Consider the following 22,527-nt stretch of genomic DNA (forward strand, 5'->3'; position numbering starts at 1 on the left):
GCGATCTTGGCTCAGGCTGAATAGAGGGCGGTGGTCTGGTTCAGGCCACCGCCCGTTTTACGGCAGAGGTGAACACGGTCTCGTTTCCCGGCGTGGGATGGCGGGGGATCATCAGCGCGAGGCCCAGAGAGGTCAGCGCCATGCAGGCCGCCAGCGCGAACACCGCCCCCGGCGAGACCAGCCACAGGTAGCCAAGCGCGAATGGCAGGATCACCGCGGCGATGTGGTTGATGGTGAAGGCCACCGCGGCCGTGGGGGCGATGTCCTCGGGCGACGCGATCTTCTGGAAATAGGTCTTCAGCGCCAGTGCGAGGCCGAAGAAGATGTGGTCGATCACGTAAAGCACAGCGGCCAGCAGCACGCCCCAGCCGAACCAGTAGAGCCCGCCGTAAGCAAGGAACACCAGCGTCAGTCCGACATATTCGACGATCAGCACCCGGCGTTCGCCGAACAGGTGCACTGCCTTGCCCAAGAGTGGCGCGCAGATCATGTTGGCGATCAGGTTGACGAGGAACAGTGCGGTGATCTCGTGAACCTCGAAGCCGAAGCGTTCCACCATCATGAAGCCGGCGAAGACGACGAAGATCTGCCGCCGTGCCCCCGACATGAACTGAAGCGCGTAATAGAGCCAGTAGCGCCGCCGCAGCACAAAGCTCTTGAGCTGCGGGGTGGGGCTTTCGAACTGCGGGAAGGCGATGGCGCAATAGCCCACGATCAGCAGCGTCAGCCCGCCCGAGGCCATGTAAACCGTGTTGTAGGACAGATCGAGCGCCTCCCACGTGAGCACGATGAGCCCGTAAGAGATCAGCGTTGCCCCGCTTCCGGCGGCCAGAAGCCAGCCAAGCATCTGCGGCGCGCGGTCCTTGGGAAGCCATTGCAGCTGCAGGCTCTGGTTCACGGTCTCGTAGTAGTGAAAGCCGATCGAGCTTAGCATGGTGACGATGAGAATCCCCGCCATGTTCGGGAACAGCGCGGTGATCGCCGTGGCCGCCCCCAGCAGCGCCAGCGCCGACAGGGCCAGCACCTGCTCGCGCATCACCATCAGCACGAGGATCACCCCGATGGCAAGAAAACCGGGGATCTCGCGCACCGTGTGCAGCCAGCCGATGTCGGACCCGTCGAACTGCGCCGCGTCGATGACGAAGTTGTTGAGCAGCGCCGACCAAGTGGCAAAGCTCAGTGGCATGGCCACGGCCATGGCGAACAAAAGCGCGACGGGGCGGCGCCAGAGCGGCAGGGACCGGGCATCGGTAAGGGGAAGTGAGCGTGTCATGCACACTCGATAGGGCGGTTTCATGGATTTGGCGACAGGATTCAGCCCGGTCCGGGGCCGGGGAGGCCTTCAAATCTCCTAGGCACCGCCATAGACAGGGGCCGACCGACAGGAGGACAGGCCATGGAGCCGCAGGACATCGAGCCGCTCTTCACCCGGGCGGATGGCAGCTATCTTTGCGCTCGCTGGGGGCGGCCCATTGCGCCCATCGTCTTCGGCGTCGAGGATGCCACCATCGCCACGCTCAAGGGCGCTTTCGAGGCGGTCTGTGTCGTGGCCGGGCACCGCATGGCGGAAACCGACCCCGAGCTTGGCGCCAATGCCATGGTCTTCTTCTTCCGCGACTGGGCCGAGCTTTTGGCGGTGCCTGATCTGGGCCGGATGATCGACGGGCTGGAGCCGCTGGTGGCCCGGCTGGCACAGGCCGGGGCGAACCAGTACCGTGTGCTGCGCTTCGACGCGGAGGGTGCGATCAAGGCGGCCTTCGTGTTCCTGCGTGTGGACGAGGCCATCGCGGCGCAGCCCGCGGACGAACTGGAGCTGGGGCAGGTGGTGCAGATCATGCTCAGCTGGTCCGAAGGTGCCTTCGCGGAACGTTCTCCGCTGGGCCGGCTCGAGGATGGCCGTGTGGTGCTGCGCCCGGACGTCGCGGGGCTGTTGGCGGCGGCCTATTCGCCGGTCATGCCCGCCTGCGCCACTGACCCGAGCCACGCGCTGCGTCTGTCCGCCCGCCTGCGCTGAGGGGCACCCTTTGTAAGGGGGAGCAGGGTACGCTCTGCCTGTTGGATGCAGGCAGGAAGAGCCGCCGCAGGTCGTGACGTTGGTCGTTTGAGATTGGGCAGGGCATCCGGACCGCCGTTGTGGTCCGTGCGCTGTCGCTTGGCAGGCGTACCGTGCTGCCGCTTGCCGTGGGTGCCGTGCTGGTGCTTCGGGCCTTGCCACATCTTGCGCCGGAATGGTGCGGCGCGCAGGGTCGAGCGCTGGAGTGCGGTTCCGCGCATCGGGGGCTGTCGAAGGGTGGCTCTCGGTAACCCGCTGCCGGCGCTTGGCAGCTGTGCCACGCCGATGCGGGTGGCCTCAGGCACTGATCGGGCCGAAGGCGGGGCAGGTCGGCCCACCAATGCGGGCCGACCCTTCAGTTCACGACATCAGACGCGGGCGCCGACCATGCCGACGATCTCGTAGGTGCGCTGCAGGATCGGTGCCGCGATGGCACGGGCGCGGTCTGCGCCGCCCGCAAGGATGCGGTCGATCTCGGCCGGGTCCTGCATCAGCCGCGACATCTCGGTCGAGATCGGCGCGAGCCTATCCACTGCGAGGTCCACCAGAAGCGGCTTGAACTCGCCGAATTGCTTGCCTGCCATCTCGGCCATCACCGCGTCGGTGCTGGTTTCCGCCAGCGCCGCGTAGATGTTGACGAGGTTGCGGGCCTCGGGGCGGTCTTTGAGGGCCTCGAAGGTCTCAGGCAGGGGCTCGGGGTCGGTCTTGGCCTTGCGGATCTTCTTGGCGATGGCATCGGCGTCATCGGTCATGTTGATCCGGCTGGCGTCCGACGGATCGGATTTCGACATCTTCTTTGACCCGTCGCGCAGGCTCATGACGCGGGTGCCCGCGCCCTCGATCACCGGGTCGGTCATCGGGAAGAAATCGACACCGTAATCGTGGTTGAACTTGGCCGCGATGTCGCGGGTCAGTTCCACATGCTGCTTCTGGTCCTCGCCCACGGGAACGTGGGTGGCGTGGTAGAGCAGGATGTCCGCGGCCATCAGCGCAGGATAGGCATAAAGGCCAAGGGATGCCTTCTCGGCATTCTTGCCCGCCTTGTCCTTGAACTGGGTCATGCGGTTCATCCAGCCAAGCCGGGCAACGCAATTGAAGATCCAGCCCAGCTGCGCATGTTCGGCCACTTGGCTCTGGTTGAACATGATCGACTTCGCCGGATCGACCCCGGCGGCGATGTAGCCGGCGGCCAGCTCGCGGGTTTGCTTGCGCAGCGCTTCGGGATCCTGCCAGACGGTAATGGCGTGCATGTCGACCATACAATAGATGGTCTCGATGTCACGTGCCTGCCAGTCCACGAAGCGCTTGATGGCGCCGAGATAATTGCCAAGCGTAAGTCCACCGGACGGCTGGATGCCGGAAAAGACACGCTGGGTGAAGGCGGGGTTGTTCTGAACCGCCTCGGACATGGGCTGATACTCCGTCTGGAAATTCGGGTAGGGCTGGCTTACCCATGCCCCGAGGAAGCGTCAAGAAAGAGCCAGACCATGAACCAGTCCCCGATGAATCCGATGAACCCGGTGCCGCCCGTGGTGCTGGCGCTCTGCATCGTCATCGTTGGCATCGAGGCGGCGTTCTCGCTTGGCGCCTCCGGCCTCGTGGGCGGCCCCGGCGCGGTGGGCTGGCGGCTCGCGGCGATGGAGCGATTTGCCTTCTTCCCGCAGGTGCTGTCCTGGATGTTCGAGACAGGACGTTTCCCACCAGAACACCTCGTGCGTTTCGTCAGCTACCCGTTCGTGCATGGCTCGTTTACCCATGCGCTGTTTGCCGGGGTGATGCTGCTGGCCATGGGCAAGATGGTGGCCGAGGCGCTGGGGCCGGTACGCACCGTGGCGATCTTCTTCGCCTCGAGCCTTGGCGGCGCGTTGGCCTACGGGCTGCTGGCGGATACGCAGGTGCCGCTTATCGGGGCCTTTCCGCCGGTCTACGGGCTGATCGGCGGCTTCACCTACCTGCTGTGGCTGCGGCTGGGCATCCTCGGAGAAAGCCAGGTCAGGGCATTTTCCCTGATCGGGATGCTGCTGGGCATCCAGCTGCTGTTCGGCCTGATCTTTGGCGGATCGCAGGACTGGATCGCCGACCTCGCGGGCTTTGCGGTTGGCTTTGCCATGACGCTGGTCATGGTGCCGGGCGGCTGGGCGCGGCTTCTGGCGAAGCTGCGCCGGGACTGAGCCGCCTCAGAACATGTCAGCGGGCAGGAACGGCATCGCGCGCGAGAAACGCCGCCCGGTCGCGGAGGGATAGGGCAGGGCAAAGCCGTCGCGATCGACCGGATCTTTGGCGGCATTGGCCAGTGCCGCCTGACGCCACGTCCGTGCCTGCGTGGTCGACCCCGCCCCAAGGCGCGGACCCAGCCACTTGGCCGCCAGCCGCTCGCGCAGCTCCTTGACCGCCTCGGGGTCGCGGAACAGTACCGACGCTTCGGTGTCCCAGCGCATCGACCGTCCGTTGAGGTTGGCCGACCCAACCATGCCCACGCGGTCGTCCACCAACGTGACCTTGGAATGGATGTAGATCGGCCCCGCGTCCAGCACGCGTGCCAGATCGTCCTTGGCCTGCTTCGTCTGGCCGGGCGATATGAGCGCCAGCCGATCGCCGAAGGCCTTGGCGATCTTGGTCACCGCGCGGGTCTGCAGGGAATGGCCGTAGCGCGCGCTCCAGCCGACGTCGCTGTCAAAGAGCACACGATCGGCGGCGGGGGGCAGGATGACGACCAGCTGCAGGTCGGGTGCCCGCTTGGCGGCGCGGACCAGTGCATCTGCAATGGGCTTGTGCCGCAGGAACTGCGTTTCGATGTAGATGTGATGCTGAGCCTCCCCGGCCAGCGCGATCATCATCTTCTCGTGGTCATAGACCGATGGCTGTGGCGCCAGCCGCGCCGGGCCGCTGCAGGGCATGGACATGGTCCGGACAAGGCGCATGTCCGCAGGTGCCTGAGGGCGCACGCTGCTGGGCATCTTCTCGGCATCACCGTTGAGGCTCGGGCTGCCGCAATCGAGAGCGGCGTTCCACGTGTCCGAGAAGTGCACACGCAGCGCGGCAGAGAAGTCCGGGTCGTCCACCTGCATGGAGACATCGTGCCATGTCTCCTCGGTAGGACGGTCATGCTCGAAATCGTCCCAGCGGCGTTCGTTGACGTCGAGCCCGCCGATGATGCTGCGGGCGCCATCGGCCACCATGAACTTCTGGTGGATGGTCACCGGGCGCAGCCGGACCTGTCCCTTGAGCAAGGTGCGCTGCACCGGGGTCAGGAGCGACGAATCCTCTTCGCGCAGCTTACGCAGAAGCCCGCCGATCCGTCCCCGCATGGCGAGACGCCAGAAAGGTCCGGCAAGCTGGCCGTGGGGAGCGCAGACAATGCGCACGTCGCCGTGAACAATCTGGGCGAACCCGCTGGCGGACCGCCATGCAAGCTGATGCAGGTCAGAGGCGAAGATCGGGTCGAAGTCCGACAGCACCATACGGATCTTCACGCCACTGCGGGCGATATCTGCCAGCAGGTCGGCCCATGTTTCGAGGCCGCGCTCGATCAGCTCGGCGCTGCGCAGCTTGGTCTCGGGCTCGAAAATGCGGAAGGACATGACCAGCTCCTCCTTGGCGGAGGCGGCAAGTCGTTCCAGTGCGGGAAAGCCCTCAGCGGCAGTGATCAGTGACGTCAGGCTCACGAATCGGGGTCCTTCCTACGATTTCTGCGCATGGCAGTGCGGAAATCCGCAAGCCGGAAGGCGCCCATCACCTGACCGGCCACGCCATAGGAGACGATGCCTACGCTCAGCAACAGCAGCAGGGTCGGATAGCGCCAGTAGTTCATATTCAGAAAAGGCTCGAGCGCGAGGAAGGTTCCGTAGAGAATTGCTCCCATCACCAAAGAGGCACCTATGATGCGCCAGATCCGCCTGCGGAATCGGTCGTCAAAGCGGGCGGTGTCCCCGAGGCGGCGGCCGCCGAAGACCAGCAGGATCACCATGGCCCAGCCTGCCGCGGTGGTGGCAATGGCCGGGGCGATCCAGCCCAGCACCGGGGCGAGCCCGATGGCCAGCACCGCATTCACCGCCAGCGACCACAGCGCGTAGCGGAATGGGGTGCGAGTGTCCTCGCGGGCGAAGAACAGCGGTTGCAGCACCTTCTGCAACACGAAGGCCGGCAGCCCCAGCCCGTAGATCGCCACCGCCATCGAGATGGCAAGGCTGTCCGCCCGGCTGGTGGCACCACGTTCGAACAGCACCGAGACCATGGGCAGCGGGATTACCACCAGCGCCACGGCGGCGGGAATGGTCAGCGCCAGCGCCATTTCCCCGGCGCGGGAAAATGCATGCCGCGCCCCGGCGTCGTCCTGCGACTTGAGCCGGCGCGACAGGTCCGGCAGCAGCACGATGCCAACGGCGATGCCCACCACGCCCAGCGGCAGCTGGTAGAGCCGGTCAGCAGCATAGAGCCAGCCCACCGCCTTCTCGAATTGCGAGGCGACCTGCTGCCCCACCAGAAGGTTGATCTGCATGACCCCGCCGGCCAGCGCCGCGGGCACGGCCACGCGCACAAGCCGCTTCATGTCGGGCGTCAAGCGCGGGCGTCCGGGGCGCACACTGATCCCCGCCCGCTCGGCGGCGATCCAGACCAGCGCCAGCTGCACTATTCCGGCCAGCGGAACGGTCCAGACCAGCCATTCGATCACGTCGCCGCCCATGGATGCGCCGATCAGCATGGCGCCGATCACCATGATGTTGAGCATCACCGGCGCCGCGGCGGCGGCCGCGAAATAGCCCACCGCGTTGAGCGCGCCGGAAAACAGGGCCGCCAGCGAGATGAACAGGATGTAAGGGAAGATGATCCGGCCATAGCCTACGGTCAGGTCGAACCGCGCATCCTGCGCGAAGCCTCCGGCGGTGGCCCAGACCAGCGCAGGCATGAACACCATCGCGAGCGCCGAGATCACCAGAAGCACGAAGGCCAGTCCGTTCAGCGCATCGCGAGCAAAGCCCAGCGGGTCTTCCTCGCCTTCGTATTTCTTGGAAAAGATCGGCACGAAGGCCGCGTTGAACGCTCCTTCGGCAAAGAAACGGCGGAACATGTTGGGCAGGCGGAAGGCGGCCACGAAGGCGTCCATCACCGGGCCGGGTCCAATATAGGCAAGGATGAAGATTTCTCGCACCACGCCCAGCACCCGGCTGGCGAGGGTCCAGAACCCCACGGTCATGAAGCCTGAAAGCAGGCGGATGGGTTTCATCTTGGATCGGCCCTTGCAATGGATTCCGGCTGGTCCCAACCGGCGCTGACGCCAATCCCTAGCGGATCGTCAATGCTTGCGGAAGGGGCTCGCGGTGGCAGAGCTCAGCTCCACTCCACGTCGCCGACAAAGATGTAGCCGGCCCCGTATATGGTCTTGATGAGACGAGGATTCTTGGGATCTTCCCTCAGCTTCGTGCGCAACCGCGAGATGCGCACGTCCATGGCACGGTCGAAACTCGCGCCTGCCGCGCCGCCAAGAGTCTCCTGCATCTGTGCGCGACTGACGAGTCGCTTGGGGCTTTCGAGGAACAGCCGCAACACTTCGCCCTCCGCATGGGAAAACGGCGTTTCGCTGCCGTCCGCATCCTGAAGCGTGTAACGGTCGAAATGGGCAGTCCAGCCGGCAAACTGCGCGGTGCTGCCGCCTTGCTGCGCCTGCCGGGGGCCGCGCAGTTGGGCGCGGATGCGGGCGACCACCTCGGCGGGATCGAAGGGCTTGATGATGTAGTCATCGGCCCCGAGTTCCAGCCCCGTCACCCGGTCCTGAACCTGCGCCCGACCCGAGATGATGATTACCGCCGCCCCCACCTCGAGTGCCAGCCGGTGCACGAGGGTCAGTCCGTCCCGGTCCGGCAGACCCAGATCGACAAGGCACATGTCCGGCACCGAACGGTTCAGCGCCGCCTCGAATTCCGTGGCACGAGCAAAGCTCGCGGTGCGAAAGCCCGCCTCGGTCAGCGCGTCGGTGAGGATCGATCGGATCGCCGCCTCGTCGTCGAGGATGAAGACCAGTTTGCTCATGCGCGCCTCCGTTTCGAATCCGTTTCCAGAAAGGCCACCAATGTCTCGCTGCCAAAAGGCTTGGCCAGCACCGGGCCATGGCGCAACGCCTCGATATGCAGCGCGTGTCCGGGCGGGAGCGAGGTCATCAGCCGCACCGGCAGGTGGGGCAGCAGCCCGGGCAGGGCGGTGCCGGAGGCCTCGCCTTCCAGCGTGATGTCCGAGAGCACCAGTTCCACCGGCAACCCCTCGGCCAGCATCACCGCCTCGTCGACAGAGCTGGCCTCGACCACGCTGTAGCCCAAGGCGGTGAGCATCTCGCGCACCTCGGCGCGCAGCTCGAGGCTGTCCTCCACCAGCAGCACGAGCCCCTGCCGCGGCAACGCCTCGGCCCGTCGCAGGGGCAGGCGCAGGGTGACCACGGCGCCGCCCTCGTGGTTGCCAAGCTTGATGTCGCCCCCGGCCAGCTTGACCATGTCGTAGACCATCGCCAGCCCCAGCCCCGATCCCTCGCCGCCCTTGGTGGTAAAGAACGGGTCCAGCGCATGGGCCATGACATGGGGGCTGAAGCCGGTGCCGCTGTCGCGCAGCTCGATCTCGAGCCAGGTGTCCCGGATCGTCCGCACCGCCAGTCGGATGTGCCCGTGGCCCCCGCAGGCATCGGCGGCATTGAGCAGCAGGTTCAGCACCGCGTCCTGCAGCATCCCGGGATCGAGCAGGACCTCCCCCTCTGCCTCTGCCAGGACTTCGAAGGCGATGCCTGCGGGCAGGGACGGGGTTGCCAGCACCTCGATCTCGCGCAGGAAGGGGCGCAGGGCGACCGCCTCGGGCCGCCACGATCGGTGGCTGGTCATGTCCGCGATCCGTCCCAGCAGATCGCCGCCCCGCCGAGCGGCCCGTGTGGTGGCGGTGATCAGCGGCTCGGCCTCGGGCTGGTCCACCAGCCGAGCCAGCCGCGATTGCATGCTGAGGATGATGGTCAGAAGGTTCGAGAAATCATGCGCCAGCCCCGAAGTCAGCTGCGCCGCAAGCTCTCTGCGCCGGGTTTGTTGCAGCGCCGCTCGCGCCTGGGTTTCCTCGGTGACATCATGGCTGAGGATATAGACCCCCGGTTCGGCGGGGTCGGGGGTGAACACCGCCCGGATACGCCGGGACGATCCGTCGTCAGTGAACTCCAGCACACTCTGCTCTCCGGCAAGGGCACGATGCAGACAGGGAACCACTTTTTCCTGCGCCGCCCCTAAGGCATCGCGCACATGCAGCCCGATGATATCCGCAGGCCGACCCGGCATCACCAGCGGCAGGCGGCGGTTGGAAAAGGTGTAGTGCAGGCTCGCATTCACCCGGGCGATATGGGCGGGCATCATCTCGGTGGTAAGGCGGGTGCGCGCCTCTATCTCGCGAAGTTCCCGCTGCGCCTCGGCCAGCGCGGCATTGGCGGCGGCCAGCTGGCGATTCGATGCCGCAAGCGCCTCGGACCGGGCCAGCACCTCGCCCGACAGCAGCTCGGAGCGGGTGCGCAGAAGCCGCTCCTGCCGCCGGGTGGCGGTGATGTCGGTATAGACCGTGACCCAGCCGCCCTGCGGCAGGGGCGAGCCCTCGACCGAGATGACCTGACCCGAGGCCCGCTCGCGCTCCATGTAATGGGGCTCGAAGGCGCGTGCCTGCTTGACCCGCGCTCGCACAAAGGCGTCCACGTCGGCGACGTCGCCGTACTCTCCGCGCGTCACGAGATGGTGGATGGTTTCGGCGAAATCCGCGCCCTCGACGGCCAGCCGCTCGGGCAGCTCGAACATTTCCACGAAGGGCCGATTGCAGACTGCCAGCCGCAGGTCGCTGTCATAGATCGACAGGGCCTGCTGGATCAGGTTCAGCCCCGCCTGCGTCAACGCGTCCTTGCTCATCCTTCCGCCCCTCCCAAGGCCCCCTCCCGGAGTAGGGGAAGAATGCGCGAGCCTTTAACAAAGCACCAGCCCGCAGCCACGCAAACCGGGTGCCAGACGCAACGTAGCGCCATTGGAGATCTGCCCCTCGAAACGAACCGCTCGAAATACGCGCCCCGGAAACGAGAAAGGCGCGGGCCTATGGCGCCGCGCCTCGTCTTCTTCTCTTTGAAAATACGCCGGGGGGACTTGGCGAAGCCAAGGGAGGGCAGAGCCCCCGCTGCCCTATTCGTCCGCGCCGGGGAAGAAACAGTCGCCCGGCGACAGGGTAAAGATCTCCGCCCCGTCTGCGGTCACGCCTATGGAGTGCTCGAACTGAGCCGACAGGGACTTGTCGCGGGTGATCGCGGTCCACTCGTCCTTGAGCACCTTGGTCTCGGGGCGGCCAAGGTTCACCATGGGCTCGATGGTGAAGAACATCCCTTCCTCGAGCACCGGCCCGCTGCTGGCGCGGCCGTAGTGCAGCACGTTGGGCGGTGAGTGGAACACCTGGCCCAGCCCATGGCCGCAGAAATCGCGTACCACGGACATGCGCTGCGCCTCGACATAGCTCTGGATGGCGTGCCCGATGTCGCCGAAGGTGTTGCCGGGCTTCACCTGCTCGATGCCGAGCATCAGCGAATCGTGGGTCACCTGCATCAGGCGCTGGGCAAAGGGCTTGGGCTTGCCAGCCACGTACATGCGGCTGGAATCGCCGTGCCAGCCATCGAGGATCACCGTCACGTCGATGTTGAGGATGTCGCCATCCTGGAGCGTGTCGTCGGTTCGCCCGTGGCTGTCGTTCTTCCACTTGGGGATCTTGCTGCCCGGAATGCCGTGGCAGACCACGTGGTTCACCGAGATGCAGCTGGCATGCTGGTAGCCTTTGTAGCCGATGGTCGCCGAGGTGGCGTCCGAAGCCTCGACTGCGTCGCGGATGAAGGCCTCGATGGCGGCCGTGGTCTGGCCGGGGTGGATGATCTCGGCCACGTCGTCGAGGATCTTCGCGGTGATCGCCCCGGCGGCGGCCATACCGGCGTAGTCCTGAGGCTCGTGGATGCGGATGCCGTCACGGGTGAGACGGCCGCCAGTGTCATTTCTCAAGGCTGCACGCTCCGGAAAATTGGGTGTTTCCCCCATTTAATCCCCATCGACGGCAAATGCCAGTACCCAAGCCGGAAGGCCGACCTAGCTCTTGCGCGTCGGGCGCCGCCCCGGCACACGGGAGGGACGACCGTAACATGTATCTGAAAGAGGCCTTTTTCGACCGATGGAACAAGTTGAGAATATCCTGAACACCGACATCTACAACGGCACGTCGTTGTCCGATGTCCTGACCCTCGACTTCCTTGCGTCTCTGCTGGGCAACGTGGTGACGGGCCTGCTGATCCTGATCGTCGGCCTTCTCTTCGCGGGCTGGCTGAAGCGGCGCATCGCCAACATCTCTGCGGGCCGGGCAAGGCTCGACGATACGCTATTCACCTTCCTTGGGCAGATCGCGCGCTACATCGTGATGATCTTCACGATCCTGATCCTGCTGAACAATCTCGGGATCGAGACGACCTCGATCATCGCCGCCCTTGGTGCCGCTGGCCTTGCGGTCGGTCTTGCCTTGCAGGGCACGCTGTCGAACGTGGCGGCGGGCGTGATGATCATCCTCTTCCGCCCCTTCAAGCTGGGTGATTTCATCGAGGTGGCCGGCGAAATGGGCACCGTCAAGGACATCTCGCTCAACACGATCGAGCTGGCCTCGCTGTCCAACACCCAGGTGATCGTGCCCAACAGCCAGGTCTGGGGCAACGTGATCGAGAATTACTCGGTCTACACCACCCGCCGGGCGGAATGGACCTTCGGCGTTGGCTACGGCGCGAACCTCAAAACCGCGCATGAGGTCATCATCAATACCATCATGGCGGACGAACGCTCCAAGACCGAGCCGGAACCGTTCATCCAGGTCAACAACCTCAACGACAGCTCCGTGGACTTCCTCGTGCGCGTATGGGTCAGCTCGGCCGATTTCTTCGTCTACAAGGCGGACATGACGCGGGCCGTGAAGGAAGCGCTGGACGCGGCGGGCGTGCCGATCCCGTTCCCGACCCGCACCTTGTATATCGAGGGCGAGGACGACGCGGCGAAGATCGCCGCGCAGTAAGCGCCTCAGAGCCGGCGCAGCACGGTGGCGTGGGTGTCGCCGTAGCGCCGCGTATCGAGAAGATCGAAGCCCCCCGGTGCAAGCTGGGGGGTATTTTCTTCCCAGACCACAAGGGCACCTGGCGCGATCCACCCCGCCCGATCCGCCGCCAGAAGCGCCTTGCCGCCCAGAGACTTGCCGTAAGGCGGGTCGAGGAACACGAGGGTTGCGGCCTCTCCGTCGTTGCTTGGCAGGCGGGTGGCATCGCGGCCGATGACCTTCGATCGGTCCTCGGCACCCAGAAGACGGATGTTGCCGCGCAGCAGGGTCAGCGACTTGCGCCCGTCATCGACGAAAGTGCAGGCGCTGGCCCCGCGCGACAGCGCCTCGAGCCCCAGAGCCCCGGTCCCGGCGAAGAGATCGAGCACCTGCGCCTCCTCGAAAGGCTCGCCGAAGCGGCCCCCGGCGAGCATGTTGAACAGGCTCTCGCGCACGCGGTCGGTGGTGGGGCGCAAATGCGCGCCCGGATCGCCCTTGCCTACGGCGGTGAGCGCGCGGCCGCGCCAGTCCCCGGCAATGATCCTCACTTGAGCAGCGCCTTCAGCTCGGTTTCGGGGTCGGAAACGGCCTCGGGGGCAGGGGATTTACCGGCCTCGATCAGGCGCTTGCCGACCATGTAGGCGCGCGGATCGTTCATCGCGTCCAACGCCAGAAGCGTGCCCCCGGCGTAATACCAGTGCGACACCGCATCGCCGGTCTTGCGCACTACGACGCTGTCATATCCGGCGTTGAGCCCGGCGATCTGCAACTTCACATCGTACTGGTCGGACCAGAACCACGGCTTGGCCTCGTAGGCGCGGCCTTCGCCCATGATGTTGTCCGCCACGCATTCCGCCTGGTCGATGGCATTGCCCACGCTTTCCAGCCGGATCTGGTCCCCCTTCCACGGGAACGACGCACAATCGCCTGCCGCCCACACGTTTGCCGCCGAGGTGCGCCCTGTGGCATCGGTGCGGATGCCGTTCTCAATGTCGATGCCCGCGGCCTCGGCCAGTTCGATCCCCGGCAGGATGCCGACGCCCGCGATAACAAAATCCACGTCCAGCGTGGTGCCATCGGTCAGCTCGGCCCCGCTCACGGCCCCGTCGCCGGTCAGCCGCCCAAGTCCGACGCCCTCGCGGATGTCGACGCCATGGGCGATGTGCAATGCCCGGAAGTAATCCGAGGTTTCGGTCGATGCGACGCGCTGCAGGATACGCTCTGCCATTTCGACCAGCGTCACCTTCAGGCCCAGCTTGGACGCCACCGCCGCCGCCTCGAGGCCGATATAGCCGCCGCCGACGATCAGCACTCTGGCACCTTGGGTGAAGCGGGGCTTCATGGCGTCCACATCGGCGATGGAGCGTACGGCAAAGACCCCGTCCAGCGTGCCGCCGATGGCCTCGGGCAGCATGCGCGGGGCAGATCCTGTGCAGAACACAAGGTCATCCCACTCGATCTTGCGTCCGTCTGCGATCAATGTGCGCGCTTCTGTGTCCACTGCCGTCACCGGCGTGCCGAGAATCAGCTCGATGTTCTGGTCGTCATAGAAAGCGCGGGGGCGCAGGAATAGGCGATCCTCCTCCATCTCGCCCAGCAGGTAGGCCTTGGACAGTGGCGGGCGCTGGTAGGGAGGGAACGACTCGTCCCCGATCATGGTGATCTGCCCGTCGAACCCCTTGGAGCGCAGCCGCGCCACCATCGAGGCGCTTGCCTGCCCCGCGCCGATCACAACGACTTTCCCCATGCCCTGCCTTCCTTTTTTAAGAGTGGTCCGATTGCCGCGCAGCCTATATCCCTGAAACGTCAGAACGCAACGCAAGGAGACGTGCACAATGGCCATTTCCAAGGGCGATACCCTTCCCGACGCAACCCTCCTCGCCATGGGCGAGAACGGCCCCGAACAGGTGGCGCTGTCGGACAAGCTCAAGGGCCGCAAGGTGGTAATCTTTGCCGTGCCCGGCGCCTTCACCCCCACCTGCAGCGTGGCGCATGTGCCCAGCTTCGTGCGCACGAAGGACCAGTTTGCAGAGAAGGGCGTGGACGAGATCATCTGCCTGTCGGTGAACGATGCCTTCGTCATGGACGCCTGGGGCAAGTCCACCGGAGCGTCCGAAGCGGGCATCACCCTGCTTGGCGATCCCGAGAGCGCGTTCACCAGTGCCATCGGCATGGATTTCACCGCGCCGCCCGCCGGTCTCATCAAGCGCTCCAAGCGCTACGCGATGGTGGTCGAGGATGGCACGGTCACCCTGCTGCACGCCGAGGCCAGCCCCGGCGAATGCGAGATCTCCGCGGGCGAGAGCCTGCTGGCGGAGATGTGATCTAGGGCGGGGCGCTGGGTTTGCGGCGCCCCCCTGTTCCCACCGCGGTCAGGCCGCGGGGGCTGGCGCGTCGAACCGAATGGGCCCTTCTGGGTGATGAATGCGATCAGCACCAGAAGCCCGATGACCGGGAGGAGCGTCAGAAGACGCCACCAGCCTGAACGGTCGATGTCATGCAGCCGCCGCGCGCCCACCGCGAGATTGGGGATCAGCACGGCCAGACCAAAGATCGACCCAAGTACCGAGATCTGCGCACTACCGGCTGTGCTTCCAAGATCATCGCATCAACGATCCCTAGCACGATGTTTCCGAGGAACACGAACAGCGCGAACCACCAGAATTCCGGGCGCTTTGCCCGTGCCGAGAGAGTTGTCTACTTGCGCAAGCAGGTTGCGACAGCGGTCTTGAAGTCCATGGTGACACCCCTCCGTGGTGCAGGAGCCCTTGCGCAGCGGACATTGTGCGGGAATGCCTGCAGGGAGATCTGACCACGGGAGATGTCATGCACTCAGTCCTGCCGTGTCAGCCGGCGCGGCGCAGGTCCGCGATCATGGCGTCGATATCGCCACGCCGGCGGTCAAGCATGGACCCGATCTCGGTGCGTTCGGTCAGCAGCATGTTCACGCCCTCGACATACATGTTGTAGAATTTCCCTGACTTTTCACCCACGAAGAAGGTCACGTCGAAGGGCGACTGGCCGCGCAGCAGAGCCATGGTCTGCACCTGGTAAGCGTTCTTGACCTTCGAGGTGCCCTGCACCTCGATCCGGCCGCCGATGAACTTGCGGAACTGCTTGCCGTATTTGCGCGCCACGTAGCCCGAGAAGGCGGCGGTGAACGCCTTTTTCTGCGCCGGGCTGGCGCGGCGGCCGTCGGCCCCCAGCGCGTAGGCAGCGATATAGGGCATGTCTCCATAGGTCTGGAAGATACGTTCGAACCGCGAGATCATCGCGGATTCCGAGCCGCCGCTGTCGATGACACCGTTGATGTCGGTAACCATGCGGTTGACGAGGTCCTGCGCCTGCCCGGCGCTGACCGCCAGTGCGGCGCCCGGCAGGGTCGCCACGAGGGCCGCCGCGGCCGCGCCGCCGATGATGCCCCTGCGGGTGTGGAAATGCATGGTCATCAGAATCCCTCCGTGTCGATTGCCTCGGGGTCAATATAGTCCGATCCGCCGGCGCTTTCATCTCCCAGCTCGTAGCGGCGGTTTTGCAGGTAGATGGTGCGCAGCTGGGCGTAGCTGTCGGCGCTGCCGTCCAGCAGCGCATCGATGGTGTCGCCGTTCTCGGCCACGTCCAGCGCCTTGTCACCGACCCGCACCGCCTTGACGTAATAGCGGTCGGGGGCGGGGATCACGTAGCTCAGCGGATCGGTGAAAAGATCGAAGATCCGCCCCACCGCCTCGCGTTCGGTGTTGGGGCCAAGCACGGGCAGTTCGATGTAGGCGCCCTCGGGGAAGCCCCAGACATACAGCGTCTCGCCGAAATCGGTGTCATCCTCGGGCAGGCCCAAGGGCGTGGCGACATCGAAAAGCCCGGCAATGCCCGCCGTGGCGTTGAGCGTGAAGCGCGCGGTATTGCGCAGCGCCCGCCCGGGGCGCAGCTGCAGCACCTGGTTGACCACCACCTGCGGCAGGGACACGGTGTCAGCGAAGTTGTGCACCCCTGTGCTGACCGGCGTTGGCAGCGACGACATCACCCCCGGCCCGTCCCCGCCCGACACGGCCCCCGCAAGGCGCTTGTTGAAGGCGTGGACCCGGCGGTTGGCGCCCTCGTTGGGATCAAAGATGCCATCCGGCGCCTCGCCCGGTCCCGGCACGGCGCAGGCACCAAGCCCAAGCAGCGCAGCAAGCATGAGGGCGACGACGGGGCTGCGCCGCGATGCGGTCCGGTGGGCGAATGACATTGGAAATTCCCGAGGATTGAATAGAACGATGGACGGTAAGCACCGCTGACAGCTTTGCAGGCAAGCAGGCCGTCAGGCAACACTGCCAACTGAATCGCGTTTGTGGCATCGGCGTGACACGGCAATGGGTCGGTCACATTCACTAAAGGGTTTGTGGCGCATACTAAGCGAGAATGCCGCATACTCGAAAAGACTTCTCTGCGGATGGCGCAGGGATGCTCGGGGCAGGGAAGACAATGGCGAACAGGACCACCGGCAAGGGACTGGAAGAGCTTCGTGCCGCGAGGCGCGCGAGCCGGCCGTACTATTGGCTGACCGGCGTCTTCAGCGTCTTCGTCAACCTGCTGATGCTGACCGGGCCGCTCTACATGTTGCAGGTCTACGACCGGGTGCTTGGTTCGCGGTCGGTGGCGACGCTGGTGGCGCTGTCGGTGCTGGTGCTCTTTCTTTACGGCATGATGGGTCTGCTCGACTACGCCCGAGGCCGGATTATGGCGCGGGTGGCGGCGCGGTTCCAGTCGGCGCTCGACATGCGGATCTTCGACGCCGTGATGCGCCGCGCCGCGGTCCAGCCTGACGAGCTGGCGGCGACCGGCCTCAAGGATCTCGAGGCAGTGCAGAGACTGATGGCTTCGCCGGTGCTCATGGCCTTCTTCGACATTCCGTGGACGCCAATCTTCATCGCGGGGATCTTCGTCTTCCACCCGTGGCTCGGCTTCCTCGCGCTGGGCGGTGGGCTGGTGCTTGTTGCGGTCACCGTCCTCAACCAGCTGCTGAGCGCGACACCGACGCTGACATCCAACCGTGCCATCCTGCAGGCCGAAACCACGTCGGAGCAGATCCGCAGCGAGGCAGAGATGGTGCAATCCCTCGGCATGCGTGACGCAGCGTTCAAGCGCTGGAACAAGGCGCGGGCCAAGGCGCTGTCAGGACAGATTGGCACCACGGATATCATCGGCACCTTCACGGTGACCACCCGCACCTTCCGGCTGTTCCTGCAGTCGGCGATGTTGGGCCTTGGCGCGTTTCTTGTGCTTCGCGGAGAGATGACGCCGGGGGCGATGATCGCGGGCTCCATCCTCATGGGCCGTGCCCTTGCCCCGATCGAGCTCGCGGTGGGCCAGTGGCCGTTGGTGACGCGCGCGCGCAGGGGGTGGGACAACCTCGTGCGGCTTCTGTCCGAGGTCCCGCCCGAGGACAATCGCACCGCTCTGCCGCAGCCGCGTGCCAGTCTCGAGGTCACGCAGCTGACGGTGGTGCCGCCGGGCGAACACCAAGCCGCGCTGCGGCTGGTCAGTTTCCACATGGTGCCGGGGCAGGCGCTTGGAGTGATCGGACCGTCTGGTGCCGGCAAATCTACCCTGGCGCGGGCGATCACCGGGGTCTGGCGGCCTGCGGGGGGCAAGATCCGCCTCGATGGCGCGTCTCTGGACCAGTATGGGCAGGATCTGGGGCGGCACATCGGCTACCTGCCGCAGCGCGTGACGCTGTTCGACGGCACCATCGCCGAGAACATTTCCCGCCTCTCCGACTCCCCCGACCCCGAGGCCATCGTCGCCGCCGCCCGCAAGGCCGACGCGCATGACATGATCCTACGGCTGCCCGCTGGCTATGACACCCGCGTCACCGCCAGCGGCGGGCGGCTGTCAGGCGGTCAGATGCAGCGCATCGGGCTGGCGCGGGCCATGTATGGTGATCCACGGATCCTCGTTCTGGATGAGCCCAACTCCAACCTCGACAACGAAGGGTCCGAGGCGGTCAACCGCGCCATCCGCACCATGAAGGCCGAAGGCCGGTCGGTGATGATCATGGCCCACCGCCCCGCTGCGATCCGGGAATGCGACATGCTCTTGATGCTTGAAAACGGGGGGCGAGCCGCCTTCGGTCCGCGGGACGAAGTGATGCGATCCATGGTCAAGAACCACGACCAGATTGCCCGGAGCACCGGGCCGGGAGGAGTGCGATGACGTCCGATTTTCCCATGCGCGTGCCGCTTATCGTGGGCCTGTCGGCGCTGATCCTGCTGGTGGCGGGCTTCGGGACCTGGGCCGCGACAACGCAGATCTCGGGGGCGATCATCGCCTCCGGGCAGATTCAGGTGGAACGCAACCGGCAGGTGGTGCAGCACCCCGACGGCGGGGTGGTGCAGGAGATCCTGGTGGAAGAGGGCGACATGGTCGACGAGGGTGACGTGCTCATCCGGCTCGACCCGACGCTGCTGCTGTCCGAGCTGAACATCGCCGAGGGCCAGTATTTCGAACTGCTCGCCCGCCGCGCCCGGTTGGTGTCGGAACGCGATGGCCTCGACGAGATCTCCTTTGCCGAGGAACTGCTGGTCCGCGCGGAAATTGACGCCGAGGTGGGTGAACTGGTCGAGGGGCAGCGCAATCTCTTCTTCGCCCGCCGCGATTCCCTTGCCCGCGAGATCGAGCAACTGGGCAAGCGCACCGACCAGATCGGCAACCAGATCGAGGGGATCGAGGCGCAGGTGGCAGCCATGGGCGACCAGCTTGGTTTCGTGGAGGAAGAGCTGGTGGACCAGCGGTCCTTGCTGGAGCGTGGCCTCGCGCAGGCCAGCCGGGTGCTGTCGCTCGAACGCGAGGCGGCGCGACTCGCGGGGGAACGGGGCGAGCTTGGTGCCAGCCGTGCGCAGGCCGAGGGTCAGATCACCGAGCTCGAGATCGAGGCGCTGAAGCTGGAAACAGCCCGCCGCGAAGAGGCGATCACTTCCCTGCGCGACATGCAGTACCGCGTCCGCGAGCTTTACGAACAGCGCGCCTCGCTGCGCGAACAGCTGCGGCGGCTCGACATTACGGCGCCGGTATCGGGGGCGGTCTATGGTCTGACGGTCTTTGCCCCACGCTCGGTCATCCGGGCGGCAGAGCCGGTGCTTTACCTCGTGCCGCAGGACCGGCCCCTGGTGATCTCGGTGCAGGTTGAGCCTATCCACATCGACCAGACCCACGTGGGGCAGGAGGTGCTCCTGCGCTTTTCCGCGCTGGACCAGCGCACGACGCCCGAACTTTATGGCCGGGTGACCCAGATCTCGGCGGATGCCTTCACCGACGAGGCTACAGCGGTGCGCTTCTACCGTGCCGAGATCGAATTGCGCGAAGGCGAAGTGCAGCGCCTGCCCGAGGGCGTGGCGCTTATCCCCGGTATGCCGGTCGAGGCGTTCCTGCGCACCGCAGACCGCACGCCCATTGCTTACCTGGTGAAGCCGTTCACCGATTACTTCTCGCGCGCGTTCCGGGAAGGTTGAGGGTATTTCCATTGTACCGGCGCAGCGCTAGCCTGCGCCGGAATCGCCGCGGGGCCCACCCGTGCGCCAACAAGGAGACCACCCCATGTCCGACATCGACGCCCGCCTTTCCGAACTGGGCCTGAGCCTGCCCGACGCCCCGGCCCCTGCCGCCAACTACGTGCCCTACGTCCAGAGCGGCAACACGGTCTACGTCTCGGGCCAGATCAGCCAGGGGCCGGACGGCCTTGTCAAAGGCAAGCTCGGCGCGGACATGTCGGTCGAGGACGGTGCCAAGGCTGCGCAGCTTTGCGCACTGAGCCTGCTGGCACAGGCCCGCGCCGCCTGCGGGGGTGACCTGTCCAAGCTCAAGCGCGTGGTCAAGCTGACCGGCTTCGTCAACTCCACCGCAGACTTCACGGACCAGCCCAAGGTGATCAACGGTGCATCCGACCTGATGGTCGCGCTGCTGGACGACGCTGGCCGGCATGCGCGCTCGGCTGTTTCTGCCGCCTCGCTGCCCCTGGGAGTCGCGGTCGAGATCGAAGCCATCTTCGAGCTGGCCTGAGCAACGCCATGACGCCTCTTCCCGCCGCCTTCCTCGAGCGCCCCATCGCGCATCGCGCCTACCACGACCTGTCACGGGGGCGCCCCGAGAACTCGCTCGAGGCGATCGGGGCGGCGGTCGAAGCCGGTTACGGCATCGAGATCGACCTGCAACTGTCTGGCGACGGGCAGGCCATGGTGTTCCATGACTACGATCTCGAACGCCTCACCCTCGCGGTCGGAGCGGTCAAGGACCGCTCTGCCGCTGACTTGTCCAAGATCGTGCTGCGCGGCGGCACGACCGGCGTGCCCACCCTGCGCGAGGTGCTGAAGCTGGTGGATGGCCGCGTGCCCCTGCTGATCGAGGTCAAGGATCAGGATGGTGCGCTGGGCAGCAACGTCGGCCCGCTCGAGGCGGCGACGGTTGCGGCGCTGACCGGCTACCGGGGGCCGGTGGCGCTCATGTCGTTCAACCCGCATGCCATGGTTGCGCTGGAACAGCTGGCCCCGGACCTGCCGCGCGGCCTGACCACCTGCGCCTATACCGAAGACGATTTCCCCGAGCTGTCCCATTCCCACCGCGAGCGCCTGCGCGGCATTCCCGATTTCGACCGGGTCGGCGCCAGCTTCATCAGCCACCACTGGAATGATCTGGACCGTCCCCGCGTGGCTGAACTGAAGGCCGCCGGCCATCCTGTCCTGTGCTGGACCATCCGCACCCCCGAGCAGGAGGCGACCGCGCGTGCGGTGGCGGACAACATCACGTTCGAGGGATACATCGCTTGATCCGGGCGCATCCGGTGCCAGATACTGGACCAAGGGAAGATGCGCATGACTGACCAGAGCCCCACCGACCAAAGACCCGACGGCCAAGACACCTCCGGCGCCACCGTCGCCGTCAATGTCCTCACCTCGATCGACCAGATCGCCCCGCTGGACTGGGACGCCTGCGCCTGTCCCGAGGCGGCGGATGGCGGCCGCCCCAATGATCCCTTCACCACCTGGCGCTTTCTTCATGCGCTCGAGGCGTCGGGATCGGTCGGGCGCGGCACTGGGTGGGAGCCGCGCTATCTCGTGGTCGAGGTGGACGGGCAGATCATTGCCGCAGCGCCGCTCTATGCAAAGGGCAACAGCCAAGGCGAGTATATCTTCGATCACTCGTGGGCCCATGCCTACGAGAACGCGGGCGGGCGCTATTATCCGAAACTGCAGATCGCCGTGCCGTTCACCCCCGCCACCGGGCGGCGGTTCCTGACCCGGCCGGGGTATGAAACCATGGGCATTTCCGCGCTGGTGCAGGGGGCGGTTCAGCTCGGGGCCGAGAACGGGCTAAGCTCGCTTCACGTTACCTTCTGCACCGAGGCCGAGGCCATCGCGGGCGAACAAATGGGTCTTTTGCGCCGCACCACCCAGCAGTTCCACTGGCTCAACCGGGGCTACGCCGATTTCGACGCCTTCCTCGAGACGCTGGCCTCGCGCAAGCGCAAGGCGATCCGCAAGGAGCGGCGCACCGCGCAGGCCTTCGGCGGCGAGATCCGCATGCTGACCGGGGACGAGATCGAGCCCGAGCACTGGGACAGCTTCTGGCGCTTCTACCAGGACACCGGCGCGCGCAAATGGGGGCAGCCGTACCTCACCCGGGAATTCTTCGAAATCGCGCACGAGACCATGCGGGGCGACATGGCGATGGTCATGGCCAGCCGCGATGGCATGGACGTGGCCGGGGCGCTGAATTTCATCGGGCGCGATGCGCTCTACGGGCGCTATTGGGGCTGCGTCGAAGATCATCCCTGCCTGCATTTCGAAGCGTGCTATTATCAGGCCATCGACTTTGCCATCGCCCACGGGCTTGGCCGGGTCGAGGCGGGGGCGCAGGGGGAACACAAACTGGCCCGCGGATACCTGCCGATGGAAACACATTCGCTGCACTGGATCGCGGACCGGGGTTTCGCCCGCGCGGTCGAGAGCTATCTCGAAGAGGAGCGGCGCGCCGTCGGGGAAGAGATCGAGATCCTTACCGACTGGGGCCCGTTCAGAAAAGAGAACAGGAAAGAGCAGGAATGACCGAACGTTTGTCCGACACGGCCCGCGACACCATCCTCGCGCCGCTTCTGGCCAATGGCTGGAAAATGACGGAAGGGCGCGACGCGATCACCAAGACCTTCGTCTTCGAGGATTTCGTCGAGGCGTTTTCATGGATGACCCGCGCCGCCTTCTGGGCGGAGAAGTGGAACCACCACCCCGAATGGACCAACGTCTACAAGACCGTCGAGGTGGTGCTGACCACCCATGACGTGGACGGGCTGTCGTCTCTCGACGCCAAGCTGGCGCGCAAGTTCGACGCATTGTGATCTGCGCGAA

At 65.7% G+C, this 22,527-nt stretch carries 23 protein-coding genes; 10 read left to right on the plus strand and 13 right to left on the minus strand.

Annotated elements, in window-relative coordinates:
• Positions 1-40: 40 nt before the first annotated feature.
• The gene (locus IEX41_RS08760; RefSeq protein ID WP_188789865.1) at positions 41-1,273 is read right to left on the minus strand and encodes an MFS transporter; all 1,233 of its coding nucleotides are present in this window, start codon (positions 1,271-1,273) and stop codon (positions 41-43) included.
• 123 nt (positions 1,274-1,396) lie between these two features.
• Between IEX41_RS08760 and IEX41_RS08765 the strand changes: the two genes are divergently transcribed.
• Positions 1,397-2,014, plus strand: a complete 618-nt coding sequence (locus IEX41_RS08765) for a hypothetical protein (RefSeq protein WP_188789866.1) — start codon at positions 1,397-1,399, stop codon at positions 2,012-2,014.
• A gap of 407 nt (positions 2,015-2,421) precedes the next feature.
• On the opposite strand, the gene trpS is transcribed toward IEX41_RS08765, so the two are convergent.
• Positions 2,422-3,462, minus strand: a complete 1,041-nt coding sequence (gene trpS, locus IEX41_RS08770) for a tryptophan--tRNA ligase (RefSeq protein WP_188789867.1) — start codon at positions 3,460-3,462, stop codon at positions 2,422-2,424.
• A 78-nt stretch (positions 3,463-3,540) separates the two neighbouring features.
• On the opposite strand from trpS, the gene IEX41_RS08775 reads away from it, so the two are divergent.
• Entirely contained in the window at positions 3,541-4,224 is a 684-nt protein-coding gene (locus IEX41_RS08775; protein ID WP_188789868.1) for a rhomboid family intramembrane serine protease, read from the plus strand.
• 6 nt (positions 4,225-4,230) lie between these two features.
• Here the strand turns inward: IEX41_RS08775 and IEX41_RS08780 are convergent, their stop codons facing one another.
• From IEX41_RS08780 to map, 5 genes are all read right to left on the minus strand, one after another.
• Positions 4,231-5,718: a phospholipase D family protein gene (locus IEX41_RS08780; RefSeq protein ID WP_188789869.1), complete on the minus strand. Its 1,488-nt coding sequence runs from the start codon at positions 5,716-5,718 to the stop codon at positions 4,231-4,233.
• Positions 5,715-7,277, minus strand: coding sequence for a murein biosynthesis integral membrane protein MurJ (murJ, locus tag IEX41_RS08785; RefSeq protein ID WP_188789870.1), 1,563 nt, complete (start codon positions 7,275-7,277; stop codon positions 5,715-5,717). Before murJ ends, IEX41_RS08780 begins: the two co-directional genes overlap by 4 nt.
• A 104-nt stretch (positions 7,278-7,381) precedes the next feature.
• Positions 7,382-8,080, minus strand: coding sequence for a response regulator transcription factor (locus IEX41_RS08790; RefSeq protein WP_188789871.1), 699 nt, complete (start codon positions 8,078-8,080; stop codon positions 7,382-7,384).
• Complete coding sequence (locus IEX41_RS08795) at positions 8,077-9,963, minus strand: hybrid sensor histidine kinase/response regulator (protein WP_188789872.1); 1,887 nt, start codon at positions 9,961-9,963, stop codon at positions 8,077-8,079. The genes IEX41_RS08790 and IEX41_RS08795 overlap by 4 nt, the downstream gene beginning before the upstream one ends.
• A 264-nt stretch (positions 9,964-10,227) precedes the next feature.
• The gene (gene map / locus IEX41_RS08800) at positions 10,228-11,085 is read right to left on the minus strand and encodes a type I methionyl aminopeptidase (RefSeq protein ID WP_229673082.1); all 858 of its coding nucleotides are present in this window, start codon (positions 11,083-11,085) and stop codon (positions 10,228-10,230) included.
• Positions 11,086-11,251: 166 nt separating this feature from the next.
• On the opposite strand from map, the gene IEX41_RS08805 reads away from it, so the two are divergent.
• On the plus strand, positions 11,252-12,133 hold the full coding sequence (locus IEX41_RS08805; RefSeq protein WP_188789874.1) for a mechanosensitive ion channel family protein: 882 nt from the start codon (positions 11,252-11,254) through the stop codon (positions 12,131-12,133).
• A gap of 5 nt (positions 12,134-12,138) precedes the next feature.
• Here the strand turns inward: IEX41_RS08805 and rsmD are convergent, their stop codons facing one another.
• The gene (rsmD, locus tag IEX41_RS08810) at positions 12,139-12,699 is read right to left on the minus strand and encodes a 16S rRNA (guanine(966)-N(2))-methyltransferase RsmD (protein ID WP_229673088.1); all 561 of its coding nucleotides are present in this window, start codon (positions 12,697-12,699) and stop codon (positions 12,139-12,141) included.
• Positions 12,696-13,898 carry an NAD(P)/FAD-dependent oxidoreductase gene (locus tag IEX41_RS08815; protein ID WP_188789875.1) on the minus strand — a complete coding sequence of 401 codons (1,203 nt, stop codon included), beginning with the start codon at positions 13,896-13,898 and terminating at the stop codon, positions 12,696-12,698. The genes rsmD and IEX41_RS08815 overlap by 4 nt, the downstream gene beginning before the upstream one ends.
• A gap of 88 nt (positions 13,899-13,986) precedes the next feature.
• Between IEX41_RS08815 and IEX41_RS08820 the strand changes: the two genes are divergently transcribed.
• Positions 13,987-14,475 carry a peroxiredoxin gene (locus tag IEX41_RS08820; RefSeq protein ID WP_188789876.1) on the plus strand — a complete coding sequence of 163 codons (489 nt, stop codon included), beginning with the start codon at positions 13,987-13,989 and terminating at the stop codon, positions 14,473-14,475.
• Here IEX41_RS08820 and IEX41_RS21865 read toward each other — a convergent pair.
• From IEX41_RS21865 to IEX41_RS08840, 4 genes are all read right to left on the minus strand, one after another.
• The gene (locus IEX41_RS21865; protein WP_373285622.1) at positions 14,370-14,690 is read right to left on the minus strand and encodes a DUF805 domain-containing protein; all 321 of its coding nucleotides are present in this window, start codon (positions 14,688-14,690) and stop codon (positions 14,370-14,372) included. The two genes, IEX41_RS08820 and IEX41_RS21865, sit on opposite strands and share 106 nt — an antisense overlap.
• A complete protein-coding gene (locus tag IEX41_RS21870; protein WP_444544446.1) occupies positions 14,684-14,800 on the minus strand; it encodes a hypothetical protein in 117 nt (38 codons plus the stop codon). The genes IEX41_RS21865 and IEX41_RS21870 overlap by 7 nt, the downstream gene beginning before the upstream one ends.
• Positions 14,801-14,997: 197 nt before the next feature.
• On the minus strand, positions 14,998-15,600 hold the full coding sequence (locus IEX41_RS08835; protein WP_188789877.1) for an MlaC/ttg2D family ABC transporter substrate-binding protein: 603 nt from the start codon (positions 15,598-15,600) through the stop codon (positions 14,998-15,000).
• Complete coding sequence (locus IEX41_RS08840; protein WP_188789878.1) at positions 15,600-16,379, minus strand: MlaA family lipoprotein; 780 nt, start codon at positions 16,377-16,379, stop codon at positions 15,600-15,602. The genes IEX41_RS08835 and IEX41_RS08840 overlap by 1 nt, the downstream gene beginning before the upstream one ends.
• A gap of 236 nt (positions 16,380-16,615) precedes the next feature.
• Between IEX41_RS08840 and IEX41_RS08845 the strand changes: the two genes are divergently transcribed.
• From IEX41_RS08845 to IEX41_RS08870, 6 genes are all read left to right on the plus strand, one after another.
• A complete protein-coding gene (locus IEX41_RS08845; RefSeq protein WP_188789879.1) occupies positions 16,616-18,346 on the plus strand; it encodes a type I secretion system permease/ATPase in 1,731 nt (576 codons plus the stop codon).
• Positions 18,343-19,641: an HlyD family type I secretion periplasmic adaptor subunit gene (locus IEX41_RS08850; protein ID WP_188789880.1), complete on the plus strand. Its 1,299-nt coding sequence runs from the start codon at positions 18,343-18,345 to the stop codon at positions 19,639-19,641. The genes IEX41_RS08845 and IEX41_RS08850 overlap by 4 nt, the downstream gene beginning before the upstream one ends.
• An 85-nt stretch (positions 19,642-19,726) precedes the next feature.
• Positions 19,727-20,188, plus strand: a complete 462-nt coding sequence (locus IEX41_RS08855) for a RidA family protein (protein ID WP_188789881.1) — start codon at positions 19,727-19,729, stop codon at positions 20,186-20,188.
• 8 nt (positions 20,189-20,196) lie between these two features.
• Positions 20,197-20,952, plus strand: coding sequence for a glycerophosphodiester phosphodiesterase family protein (locus tag IEX41_RS08860; protein ID WP_188789882.1), 756 nt, complete (start codon positions 20,197-20,199; stop codon positions 20,950-20,952).
• 45 nt (positions 20,953-20,997) lie between these two features.
• Positions 20,998-22,230, plus strand: coding sequence for a GNAT family N-acetyltransferase (locus tag IEX41_RS08865; RefSeq protein WP_188789883.1), 1,233 nt, complete (start codon positions 20,998-21,000; stop codon positions 22,228-22,230).
• On the plus strand, positions 22,227-22,517 hold the full coding sequence (locus IEX41_RS08870) for a 4a-hydroxytetrahydrobiopterin dehydratase (protein WP_188789884.1): 291 nt from the start codon (positions 22,227-22,229) through the stop codon (positions 22,515-22,517). The genes IEX41_RS08865 and IEX41_RS08870 overlap by 4 nt, the downstream gene beginning before the upstream one ends.
• Positions 22,518-22,527: the final 10 nt, after the last annotated feature.

It is taken from the genome of Salipiger pallidus, from assembly GCF_014643635.1.
GTDB lineage: Bacteria > Pseudomonadota > Alphaproteobacteria > Rhodobacterales > Rhodobacteraceae > Salipiger > Salipiger pallidus.

Bases quoted from the DNA above. Each gene is read 5' to 3' on its own strand.
- murJ (WP_188789870.1), bottom strand. From the start codon at position 7,277: ATGAAACCCATCCGCCTGCTTTCAGGCTTCATGACCGTGGGGTTCTGG.
- IEX41_RS08850 (WP_188789880.1), top strand. From the start codon at position 18,343: ATGACGTCCGATTTTCCCATGCGCGTGCCGCTTATCGTGGGCCTGTCG.
- IEX41_RS08860 (WP_188789882.1), top strand. From the start codon at position 20,197: ATGACGCCTCTTCCCGCCGCCTTCCTCGAGCGCCCCATCGCGCATCGC.
- IEX41_RS08845 (WP_188789879.1), top strand. From the start codon at position 16,616: ATGGCGAACAGGACCACCGGCAAGGGACTGGAAGAGCTTCGTGCCGCG.
- IEX41_RS08870 (WP_188789884.1), top strand. From the start codon at position 22,227: ATGACCGAACGTTTGTCCGACACGGCCCGCGACACCATCCTCGCGCCG.
- IEX41_RS08765 (WP_188789866.1), top strand. From the start codon at position 1,397: ATGGAGCCGCAGGACATCGAGCCGCTCTTCACCCGGGCGGATGGCAGC.
- IEX41_RS08795 (WP_188789872.1), bottom strand. From the start codon at position 9,963: ATGAGCAAGGACGCGTTGACGCAGGCGGGGCTGAACCTGATCCAGCAG.
- IEX41_RS08835 (WP_188789877.1), bottom strand. From the start codon at position 15,600: ATGACCATGCATTTCCACACCCGCAGGGGCATCATCGGCGGCGCGGCC.
- IEX41_RS08855 (WP_188789881.1), top strand. From the start codon at position 19,727: ATGTCCGACATCGACGCCCGCCTTTCCGAACTGGGCCTGAGCCTGCCC.
- IEX41_RS08775 (WP_188789868.1), top strand. From the start codon at position 3,541: ATGAACCAGTCCCCGATGAATCCGATGAACCCGGTGCCGCCCGTGGTG.
- IEX41_RS08840 (WP_188789878.1), bottom strand. From the start codon at position 16,379: ATGTCATTCGCCCACCGGACCGCATCGCGGCGCAGCCCCGTCGTCGCC.
- trpS (WP_188789867.1), bottom strand. From the start codon at position 3,462: ATGTCCGAGGCGGTTCAGAACAACCCCGCCTTCACCCAGCGTGTCTTT.
- IEX41_RS08805 (WP_188789874.1), top strand. From the start codon at position 11,252: ATGGAACAAGTTGAGAATATCCTGAACACCGACATCTACAACGGCACG.
- IEX41_RS08865 (WP_188789883.1), top strand. From the start codon at position 20,998: ATGACTGACCAGAGCCCCACCGACCAAAGACCCGACGGCCAAGACACC.
- IEX41_RS08815 (WP_188789875.1), bottom strand. From the start codon at position 13,898: ATGGGGAAAGTCGTTGTGATCGGCGCGGGGCAGGCAAGCGCCTCGATG.
- IEX41_RS08760 (WP_188789865.1), bottom strand. From the start codon at position 1,273: ATGACACGCTCACTTCCCCTTACCGATGCCCGGTCCCTGCCGCTCTGG.
- IEX41_RS08820 (WP_188789876.1), top strand. From the start codon at position 13,987: ATGGCCATTTCCAAGGGCGATACCCTTCCCGACGCAACCCTCCTCGCC.
- IEX41_RS08790 (WP_188789871.1), bottom strand. From the start codon at position 8,080: ATGAGCAAACTGGTCTTCATCCTCGACGACGAGGCGGCGATCCGATCG.